This is a genomic window from Pseudoalteromonas sp. bablab_jr011, from assembly GCF_016464045.1.
Lineage (GTDB): Bacteria > Pseudomonadota > Gammaproteobacteria > Enterobacterales > Alteromonadaceae > Pseudoalteromonas > Pseudoalteromonas lipolytica.
Genome location: NZ_JACDWU010000157.1, coordinates 1 through 6,436, shown reverse-complemented (window position 1 = coordinate 6,436; position 6,436 = coordinate 1). Strand labels below are relative to the sequence as shown.

The following is a 6,436-nucleotide window of genomic DNA, read 5'->3' as shown; positions in this document are numbered from 1 at the left end:
ATTATCTAGTTGCTCATCATCATTAAATTCTTTTAAAAGTTCATCATCTGCTTGGGTCATTTGCTTTAAAAATGATTTATCAACCCGATACCAAAAATATTTTGGACGACCATTCGCTTTATCAAACTCTGCGGTTGTTTTATCAAACTCTCGATAATATTCAAATTGTGGGATATCGGCCAAAGGCTGGGTAACATCCATAAAGTTTTGTAATAGTTCCCAATGATGGAAGCTGCAAGTTATCTCATTATTGTAAGCAACATCATAATGACGATTTTCTTTATAATGTAAAAGTGTAAATCCCCTGTGTGGAAATCCACTCTTAGGATTATGAGTAGCTTTATAATGCGCGTTAAATTGTTCAAAGCTTAAATAAGAATAACTTTTAGAACCTTTCCTTGGCACTTTTACGATTCCCGTTTTACGTTCAAAAATAACTGCTAATTTAAAATTAGGCCTAAAGTATGGCCATATTCCACAGTTCAGAATTTTTGAAAAACACCAAATAGGCAACAAAAAAATGTAACTATTGAAAGCTTCTCCAATATCTCCTAAAAAAAGACTGGCGACTGGGAATGCTATCAAAAGAAATAAAACAGAAATGTGTATGACCCCCCAGAAGAAAGTTAAGTTATCGATGAAACTGACTGCTTCAGAAGCTAATGGAAGTTCCAGTCGATTCTTGCCTTGACTGAGGATACTGCGATGCCGGTTTGCAGTACCACTTAGATTCATTTTATATTCTAATATTTGAGAGTTATCAAAACAGTGACCTAACACATTACCCCTAGGAAATTGCGCCTGTTTACTTTGGTAGCGGCAATACATTGATTCACGTTCATCTGTTGCGATTTCATTTCTAAATTTTGAAGCTTGTTTTCCGCGATAAGCGGTTTCTGCATATTCAACTTCCTTACTACCGAACTGTATTACTAACTATTTATTTACAGTTCGGCGCCACTCCTTTGCGTAAGTACAAACCAAACTAGCTTCACTACCACACGGCTTCTCTATTCACTTGGCAATCTACTGGATCTAAATAGGGTTTTAGCTCTTCAGGGAATCCGTGCTTTTCTGTTATGTCTTTATCAATTTTGAAGTAATGCTCTATCGATTGATATAAGTGAGTACCAAGCGGGATGGATGTATCCATAAAGGTCATGGCTGTGGCGTATGCCAGTGAATCCCATTCACGATTTGAACCACCTACATAAAAAGTGGGCTTGGTAAAGCGATAATGTTTAGGGTATTTTAACGGCACCATAAGTGATACAAATACACGTGAGCCACCGCGGGCTGAACCGACATTACGCTCATTTGCGCCATAGCAAACAATGTCTTCGTAAGGTAAGTAAAACGGTTTTCTAAATAAGGTATGCGGAGTTTTTACAAGGCCGGTATGGCGATTAAAGTAAAAATTATCTCGGTGCGCTAATATGGCGCGGTGTTTTAAAATAAATAAACCCAAACTAAAGAGCGTCACATAGATTGACGCCATCACCCAAAAATATTCAAGTCCATTCCCAATTAACATTATGATATGAAAAAAGAAAACCATTAAAGCGAGACTCGTACAACCGAAACCAAAAATAGTAAATAAATTAGACCAGCCTCCAAACCATGAAATAGCCAACTGCTTACCATCGCTCTCTACCCAATGCCCCTCAAGTGTTGAGCCACGATTAGGGGATTCAAGCTCTGCTGCATATTGATCCGTAAAACGCTTACTTTTAAAGGTACGAGTTTTGAAGCGGCAGCCATTGAGTGCTTCTGCTTTTTTTAATCGCGTTTCATAACTATCTTTATGTAAATAGTCTCTTGGCAGTTGTTCGTTATAGGTTTGCCTATCCTTTCGGTATTTACTTTCGTTTCTAGTTCGCTTTCTTATTTCAGCCGCTTTTTCAGGGTTATCTCTCCGAAACTCCTCTCTCCGAACCACCGCCTCCTCATCTAAGGCGAGCTGTTTGATGGTTTTATCTTTAGCTCTTGTTGGGTCTCTGCCAGGGTTTTCGGCGCACCACTGGTTGCTAATTGCCTAATGTTTTTGTCTTTTGCATAAATCGGTTTTTTTCTTGGGTTAAGTTTTTTCCATTCTTTTAGCTTCCTAATTCGTTCAGGCCTTTTTTTTTCATCTTCAGCACTAAACTTTGCTTTGAACTCATCAAAACGCCTATCGACTTCTTCTGGGTTTGCACGCATCCAATCTTCACGCTCTTGATCTTCGCGCTTTATATATTCTAACGTTTCTTTTTTTATTTTATCAGTATCTAATTGATTTTCGCTCATTGCTATTCCTTACGCGCTATACTTTTTATAAATTTATCACAGCTTGACTGATCACTTTGCCAATTCGGTGGCTGAACTTGCGATCATCGCCCCAAGATAAAAACCCTGGCTTTTCACCTACCTTGTAATATTCGATTGGTAAACCATAAAGACTATTAAAGCCCTGAATTGTAGGTTGACCTTTACCTTCTGGGTACACTGTCGCCTCTAATTTAAGTTCGATTTGATCGCCAGGTTTTAATCCAAGCTCTGTCAACAAAATGTGATTATTTATTTCTGCTTACCAACCCGTTCGAGCAGGCTGCAACGCCCACATACTTTTAAGGAAAATAACCGAATCTAATGGAATTTCAGTAAAGTGTTTATTCTTGCTATATCTTGCTAGTCTAGTGTCATAATCAGTTAGTAATGATGCAGCGTAATAATTTAGCATGCCCTTATCAGGTGGAAGCATTCGCCAACTAACCTTTGTATCAACACCTTCTTTCACTGCTGTTACGGGAGCAGTTAAGCCCATTGAGACTGTTTTTGCGTGTTCATTTGCGATGACTTTTGTATAAGGCTTGTAAAGTACGTTGTATATATCAAGAAGCGCTAAATCGGGCCGATTTCGCCATTGTTCTGCTCGTACACTTGTTGAACCATCATTAATAAAAGCAGCCTTACCCCATGGGCATGCATGCAACCAAGCTTCAACCTCTGATTCACTAAAATAATAAATAAGCCCTGCTGCAATGAGGATGATCACTAAGCCAGCGATACCAAAAACAGCAATTAATGCAGATGCCCCTTTAGTGACAATAGCAATGCCCGACGCTGCGGTCATGCTTAAAAACCCTAAAGCCATTACTGAGTTAGCTGTAGCTAGCCCCACATTGCCCTTGTTATATTCGTTAACGGCATCTCTTACAGCCACATAAGTACTAATCGCACCTGCAACCAATGTCGCTACATTGGCGGCGTAAAACAATATTACTTTCGCGGTAATTACACTGACTCTTCCTCTGAGTATTTTTTTAGTAAACTCACTAGCAGGTACTTTATTATCAGCATAAAGAATTAACTGACCTGAGCTTGGCATACCATAACGCCGCTCAACAAGGTCTTTACCTATATTCACCATTACATCAAGTAAATCAAATGCCGCTGATGTTTTATCCATGGCACTCACGCCATCACCCGTTATTACGGTATAAAAGTTAATGGCCTCTAAGCCAGAAACAAACGGCAATATACCAATACTGGCTGAGCCTACTTTACCCTGTTGCTGTTTACCAAATGCTGTTTGTGCGTATTTTTTGAGAGACTTATTGTGATCTTTGTATCCTGTTAAATCCCAGTTACTTTTAAGCTTTTCTTTCTCAAACTCTTTTAACTCTTCATCTAATAGCTTCTTATAAGCTTTCAAGTCAGCCAACTTACTTTTATCAAGTACCACCATTTTTCTAATCACTTTTTCGCTGGCGCTGTCTGCTTGGTAGTATTGCTTAGTAACCATGGCCTCAAGTTCATTTAAAGAGCCATCTAAACTTGTAATAAGGTCTAACCGGGCGGGTATCGTTACTTTATCGTTAACTTTAAGTTTAACAATCGGGCGCGTTCCACCATTACCAGGGTAACTACCCTGACTCAATGCTTCATCAATTCCTTCGGTTATTTTATTAAACTCTAAAATGCGTTGTTCGGCACGCTTAGAGCGGCTATCAAAATTAAGCGGCACGACTGAATCGGGCAAGTTGCCTTGATAATAGTCGTTAACATCAATATCTATCTCAACAAGCAAGTCGTCTGAGATCATATGTGCTAAATGCATTATTTTTTGATACGGGTTGTACGACATCGCCACTGACTTAATACGAGCCTCACTATTAAGCATGTCTAGCCCCACACTTTTCAGGGTTGATAAATGCGCGCGGGTTACACTACTTTTTGTTTTTGCTTGTTTAAGCAATGTTTTGTAATGCTCTAGTTCTTTGTTTTTTTGTTTAAGCTGTCTGTTTAATTGCTCGGTGATGTCATCGCCATCAATCCCTTGGTTACGCGCTTCTTGAATTAGATCATTACGTGATTTTTCGGAGCTTTCAATTTCGCTTTGTTTATTTTTTATTTGTTCTTTTAAGTTTGCTATTTGCTGCTGAACCTTATTGCTTTCTCGCTGTAAGCTCGATTGCTTTTGCATGCGAGCAGTAAACACATCTTTAATTGTTCCGCTACCTTGAGACATTGAATATGTAGCAGAGGGGACTTCCATTATGATATTAAAAAAGCCCCATACAGCTTGACTACTTCGCCTAAATACTTGCGTTAAATCACCTTCAATGTAACCATTAAGTCCATCGTCTTTGCTCTCAAGGGCATAAAACTCATCCATATCAAAATCGATATTTTTAGGGTCGTCAGGGTCTCTAAAATTTAAGTAATCGGTTAAGCCTGGGTTACTGCACTTTTCATCAGGAAAAAGTAACTTGTGTAACTTCAATACGTTTGCACGATTGCTAGTGTCTTCAGGGTGGGTACCTAACACTTTTAAAATGATATGCTGGCCTAAGTCATTACGGTCTATTTGCTTAAGCTTTTGTGCGTCTTTGTCATACACTACACTTGAACGAAGCAAGTCTGCCGTTAAATCTTTGAGTGGAGCTAATACATCGCACATGAGTTGATACATATCGAGCCTTCGATTACCCGTATGGTATGCATAATCCCTTGTACATTGATAAAAACTAGAGGCGCTATCTTCATCCTCTATAATATCTTTTACATTGGCTCTTAATTCATTGATGTATTCGCCTAACTCGAACACTTTTGCTGTTGCTAAAAATTTTCTGAACGCTGTTTTATCAAATTTGTTATCTACCCATTTTTTATAATCAGCAGCAATATCTTGCTCTTGTTCAGAAACACTGTCTTCACCATAGGTTGCTAACTTGTCTGAAACAGACTGTGGAAAAGCAAAAAAGGTTTGTTGAACAAACGATGCTAATTCGAGCTGACCCCTTTGCTCTTTTGTGAACTCAGCAACACTCGACACCATTTGTCCATTTGCGACTTGCTCTATCGGCAGTGAACTAATAACAGAACGCGTTAATGTAATATCCGCAGCGGCTTGGCGTACTTTGCCTATCTGGTCAGGAATAACTGGACAATACACACCCGCTTGATTAACAACATCAAGCACAACATGCTTAGGTAGTTTGGCGCTATTATAGCCTTGTTCAAAATCACCGAGTTTATCTAACGTGAAAAGCCTATCACCTCGTAATATTTGCGCATCACTATTATTATCGCCGGGTTTAACTGGCTCGCCATAATTTAATCTTGGATCTTCAGGGTTAAGGCCGCCAAAAAGCTCTATTTGCTTCCAAGACCATTGCACTTCAGAGTACGCTACTTGAACCTCGCAGGTTTGCCCATTTAGTTTATAAGGCACAATAACTGTTTTGAGTTCTTCGCCCGTTGCATCTCTGCAACCTTTATTTTGTTTCCATGTCATGACGCCTTTTTGCCACGCAAGATTAACATCATTAAAACGCGTCACGTTTTGCTGAGTAGTAACCTTGAGTTCACGCCATAAATGACCATCAACAAAAATGTATAAGTAACCATCTCTGAGATTCGTTTTATGATTATCTATCTCATCAGCAGGGTGTGCATATCTAATGGGAAAGATATGAACCAGTTCAATATCAGCTGTATTATCACTTTCTTCTTTTGCATCCACTTTGTATAAAGGAATTTTGTAAAAACCTTTTTGACTTCTATCAACTGACTCATCTTTAACCATCAGTGATACATTTTTGGCACCATCTGATTGGCGTTCAAAAACTAGTTCTCTGTGAGCATTTTTTATATTAATTTTGTCTGCGACACTTAAATCACTCATTGAATATTCACCCCGTCTTCGTCTAGCTTTTCTGCTCCAGATAATTTAACTATGATTTTCTTCCCTGCATTTTCAGCTTGCAAACTATCCCTATCTTGCACTTTAAGCCCCCTTGGTGCGGGGCCGCCAGACTGCATAAGTGGCATGGGTGGGGTATTTTTATTATTTGATATCATCGGGTCGCCTTGGCGAGCTGCGGGTTTGCCTTCAATCATTACGTTAAATGACCCCATAATAAATTCGGCTTTGCCATCGTTTGTACCGCTT

At 39.1% G+C, this 6,436-nt stretch carries 5 protein-coding genes and 1 pseudogene; all 6 read right to left on the bottom strand.

Annotated features, from left to right (window positions below; translation table 11 throughout):
* Positions 1 to 780: pseudogene (locus JIG41_RS07695) on the bottom strand (hypothetical protein); the annotation flags it as partial.
* Between the two features lie 214 nt (positions 781 to 994).
* Entirely contained in the window at positions 995 to 1,939 is a 945-nt protein-coding gene (locus tag JIG41_RS07690; RefSeq protein WP_249406627.1) for a hypothetical protein, read from the bottom strand.
* A gap of 11 nt (positions 1,940 to 1,950) precedes the next feature.
* Complete coding sequence (locus tag JIG41_RS07685) at positions 1,951 to 2,286, bottom strand: hypothetical protein (RefSeq protein ID WP_199524528.1); 336 nt, start codon at positions 2,284 to 2,286, stop codon at positions 1,951 to 1,953.
* 25 nt (positions 2,287 to 2,311) lie between these two features.
* Complete coding sequence (locus JIG41_RS07680; protein ID WP_199524527.1) at positions 2,312 to 2,545, bottom strand: hypothetical protein; 234 nt, start codon at positions 2,543 to 2,545, stop codon at positions 2,312 to 2,314.
* Between the two features lie 21 nt (positions 2,546 to 2,566).
* Positions 2,567 to 6,169: a toxin VasX gene (locus tag JIG41_RS07675; protein ID WP_199524526.1), complete on the bottom strand. Its 3,603-nt coding sequence runs from the start codon at positions 6,167 to 6,169 to the stop codon at positions 2,567 to 2,569.
* Positions 6,166 to 6,436 (bottom strand): PAAR-like domain-containing protein (locus JIG41_RS07670; RefSeq protein ID WP_199524525.1); only part of this gene is annotated, 271 nt, incomplete at its 5' end. The genes JIG41_RS07670 and JIG41_RS07675, both read right to left, overlap by 4 nt.

What these genes read in the sequence shown, in the direction of transcription:
- JIG41_RS07685 (WP_199524528.1), bottom strand. Translation starts at nt 2,286, where the DNA reads ATGAGCGAAAATCAATTAGATACTGATAAAATAAAAAAAGAAACGTTA.
- JIG41_RS07675 (WP_199524526.1), bottom strand. Translation starts at nt 6,169, where the DNA reads ATGAGTGATTTAAGTGTCGCAGACAAAATTAATATAAAAAATGCTCAC.